General features: G+C 36.1%; 1 protein-coding gene. It reads left to right on the top strand.

Features of this window, described 5'->3' with window-relative positions; genetic code table 11:
• Positions 1-4,922: SdrD B-like domain-containing protein (locus ACGH4F_RS09425; RefSeq protein WP_411590996.1), on the top strand; the 4,922-nt coding region annotated here is incomplete at both ends.

Below are 4,922 nucleotides of genomic sequence, written 5' to 3'. Positions count from 1 at the left end.
GATCGTTCAGTGCAACTTATCGTTGATACCGGTGCGTCTGCTCAGAACTTATTTATCAAAGGGCAAGGCGGTGATATTCATTTAGATGTTAAGGATGAAAAAGGTAATGGCGCCAAAAATATTCCCATTAAACTAATTAATTCTGCATCAACAAAAGAGTTAACGCTTGCCACCAATGATAAAGGTGAAATTGACATCAAAAATACTTTAAAAACCTATAAGTATGACCTAATTGTTGATATTGAAGATTTTATTGCTGACTCAAGTAATCAAACTAAATATACCTTATGGGATGCAACATTACCCGATAATTCGCATAAATACATTAATACGATAGAGTTTAATATGAATGGTATCAATCAAAAAGGTGCATTCAATATAAAACCACGTAATGAATGGGGCGTCGATGGAATCGTAGCTATAGATCAAAACAATGACGGTATCTATGGTGCTGATACGGATACTGGCGCATTAGGTATGAATGTCGAGCTTTACTATCCCGGCACGACAACCAAAGTTTTGGGCACAAAAACGATAACTACAAGCGATGATGGTCTATATCGTTTTAAAGATTTAGCGGTGGCGAGTTATGACATAAAAGTAACCAATGTGAAAGCGCCTTATATTCCACTTAGCAAACTTGAACAAAACATCAAAATAACAGATGCAAATAACCAAACAAGTGGTCCGACATTTTTATTAAAAATTGATCCAAATGATTCAAGTTTATCTGGTATATCGGGTCAGGTATTTGTCTTATCAAATCAGTTTTTGCCTAGGGGACCTGATTCTGGTAAGCCTTATAATATATTACCTGTATCAAATACGACTTATTTAGAAACCCCCGTCGATCTTTATCAATACGATGATAGTACATGGAAAAAGATTGCTACACAAACAACAAATAAGAGCAATGGATTATATCAATTCCGTGGTTTGGCGATCGGCAAAGATTATAAAGTGGTCATTAACGAATCTGGTATAGATTTAAATTCCTATATTTTTGTGAATGATTCTGATGGTAAATCAACCAGTACTTCACCAAAATCAAGAAGTAGCCATAAAGGGAAAGTAAAACTTAGTAATGGTACTCAGGCTAATATCGCCCCTAAAGAAATTATTGTTGTTGGTTTAGGTAAAGGAACCCAATCGAATCGAAACTTTTGGTATTCTCCTCTTCGAGAGAACTTAGGAACGTTAAACGTTGAAAGCAATATTAGAACAGCTAATTTAACTACAGCTTGGGGTGGTGTGGTTGATGGTGTCAGCTTAACACACACTGCTACAACTTACATGAAAGTCTCTTTTTATGAAGAAGATGGCGTAACTCCGCTTCTTGATAAACAAGGAACCCCATTAGCTGCAACGCTTGGCAAACCTGGTTCTTATGGCGTGCTCGGTGCACTTGGTAGGATAGCTGCTCCGATTGATCATGCCGGGTTATATACTTATAAAATTGATGATATTAATGACGAAATTGAAGCTGACTATTCGAGTGGTGATTATATTTTAACGATACAAACGGAACTTTCACACTCGAATGCTATGTATTTCAAACCTAAAAAGCCGAATACGCTATCTGGTTATGTTTATCTGAATAATAGCCATTCTGGCGCTTTGGGTGATTATAACCCAGATGAAGATACAGCAATTAAATTTGCCCAGGTATCGTTATACAAAAAGCAGTCAGATAATACATGGAACTTATTCACAAATTTTGGTACGAATCAGGACGGTTATTATAATTTTACAAATCTACCGGATGGTCAATATCGTGTTTTAACTAGACCAAGTTTTTCTGCTGGAAGTAATTTTAATTCACAAGATATTGAACTTGAAAATAATGATCAAAATACTGGCGTTGAAAATAACCAGTCAGTTTTTGAAATAAAAATTGAAGGTGGAAAAGCGCATAATAAGGGAACTAACTTTTGGTATAAGCTGAAACAACAAGATTATGTTGTTCGTGGTAAAGTTTACCTAGATACATATTCTGGCAAAGGGAAATTAGAAGTTAATATTCCAGGGACTTATGATGATCTACCACTTTTTGATGCGACAGTCTTACTTTGTAAAGATAACAATGCTTGTGTAATAGGCGGACAAAGTGTTATTGCATCTAAAAAAACTGGTTCTGATGGACTTTATAAATTTACCGGCGCTGATGGGCTAACAGCTGGAAAAGATTTTATCGTTAAAGCATTACGTAAAAGCGTAACAGCAGTAGAAAATAGCAGTCAAGATCTTGCAGCTAGCCATAAAATTCGATTTGACAAACTTGGTGCACCAATTGTTAAAAATTTTCTAATGCAAGGAAAAGGTAATATTCGTGCTATGCCTGTTAATGATATGAATGGCGATAGGTATGGTTCAGATTCAGAGAGAGGGACTAATACATCAAATGTTTATTATTGGGATAAAAACAGTAATGATTATCAGTATTGGGGTAAGTTCTGGACGATGGAGCTATACTCATTACCGGAAGGCAAATACCGTATAGTTCACACTCCGGGCAATGATTTTATCGACATTGCGGATGTGGATCCAGCAACACCACCAGGAACGTTAGATTTTGAAGTATTAGCCGATGGTTCACTTGCCAATAATTTAGATAAAAATAAATTATATCTAATGCAAGCTCAAGTTGTACCATCAAATACGACCGAGGCAATTTCGGGCAAGCTTTATCTGGATGTAACAGGTTCTAAAAACAAAGACGGGGCAGCTGAGCTCACTAAAGAAGAACTTATTCAATATAATAAAGGTTTGCTAACCGTAAGTGGTATTTTTACCCCTCGCATCTACCCGGGATATTTTAACGGTAATGTTGACGATATTTTGGATCAAGTTGACTTTATCGATAAAAATCTACAATACACGGGCGAATTTGCTTATACAGCCGCGAATTCAACGCGAGGAAAATTATATCTAACCAATATGTTATTACGTTTAACTGGTCTGGATACCACGCAATTTGAATTGGTCGGTAACAGTGGTCAGTTAAAAGGCGCTTATCTGCCAACAAAAGTACAAACAAATCTGGAATATATGCAAGTTGCGCCTTCAGGTTTATTGGGAGCACCAGATCAGTACTGGTTAGTAAAACTGAAAAATGATACAGAGATCAGTGGTCGACTTTATTACGATTATGACGATGATGGTTTTTTTACTCCGGGCACAAATGATGTTGTGATTTCGGGTGTCACCGTTGAGTTATATCGTAATGGTGAACTCTATGCAAAAACTAAAACCGATAAATCCGGTCTATATAACTTTAAAAATTTATTTAATGATACTTATACCGTTAAAGTTACTGAACAGGGTTTAGATAAACAACGTTATGAATTAAAGAGTGTTTCAAATACAGTAACGGGTATTACCATTGATGGAAAAACACCAAAAGTAACGGGTGATAATTTAGATTTTATTTACAAGAAAAACGGCGATGCGGCGATCACCGGTCATGTAATGGTTGATATTAACAATAATGGCACACTAGAAAATTATGTTAATAAAACAGGGGACATGGCGATACCGGATATAAACGTCAAATTATATAAATTTGATGGTTCCAATCGTACGTTTTATCGTGAAGTAAAAACGAATGCAAAAGGTTACTATAGTTTTAGTGGTATTGATTTAAATACTGATTATATTGTAGAAATTGAACCCACAAAAGATTTTGGTGTTATTGCTAATGCAGAGGGTAACACAAATATCAATTTAAAACCGATTCACTTTGAAGATGTTGGAAAGACAGTTCAAAACCAATACTTCTTATTGGCAGGAAGTTCAAATAGTTCACCGTCAGCTGGTATAAACAGTAGTTATGCAATCAACAGCGGAATTTCTGGAAAAACCTTGTTAAATGGTAGCGATCCAGTTGAGCCAATTACTCAAGTTTTAATTGGTTTACGTGATGCAAACAATAACGAGATTGCACGTCAGTATACCAATGATAAAGGTGAATACCACTTCTATAATCTATCCCAAGGGAAGTACAGCATTAATATTGTCGCTTCACCAGATGGTTATTCATTAGTTAAAAACAGTAAAGGTACCACTCAACCAATTGATACTTTATCTGGTCTAGATTTAACTAATGTGGGTATAAAAGACAATAATTTCTATTTTAAACAAGCGAGTGATGAAGGTATTGGTGGTAAAATCTATGTTGATTATGCCGATAATAATACCGATTTTAATCAGTTAAATGAGTTTGCCTATTTACTTGATAGTGCGATCACGTATACCGTTGAGCTACGTGACGGTTTAGATGGAACTGGTAAGCTATTAATGACCCAACAAACCGTAGATGGTGAGTATCATTTCTCTAATCTGGTGTTTGGTGATAATGCTAACTATTCTGTGGTACTGAAATTAGACGCTAATGCCGACCATGAGTTTAAACAAAGCTCAGCAGGTAACGATCCGAAACATATTGTTATTCCGGTTGCGAATTTACCAAAAAAAGGTTCACTGGATAACAATTATCTGTTGGTAGGAAAATTAAAAATCGATGGTTATGTCTGGGTTGATGAAAATGACAGCAAAGACAGACAGGGTGATGAAGGGCTTAATGGCATTAATGTGACCCTTAATTATCAGGCACCGGGTGCAACGGATTATGTCGAGCTTAAAAAGGTTAATACCGACACTTCAGGTCACTATCAGTTTGAAAAATTACCGAAAGGCGGTAACTATCAAATTAAGGTTAGCACACCGGAAGGAACGGAATTAATTGCGGACACTGTCATAGCCGGAAATAGTGATAGCTTTGAGTTTAAAACGTTAAAACAAAATGAGTTAGACAAAAGTTCAGCGTATAAATATATTGCCATGATCAAAGGTCATGTCAGCATTGATATAGACAACAGCCGAACCCACTCAGCGATTGATGCGGATTTATCCGGTTTAGCATT

It is taken from the genome of Gilliamella sp. CG35, assembly GCF_046635745.1.
Lineage (GTDB): Bacteria > Pseudomonadota > Gammaproteobacteria > Enterobacterales > Orbaceae > Gilliamella > Gilliamella apicola_I.
This window is presented reverse-complemented; position numbering and strand designations above follow the sequence as displayed.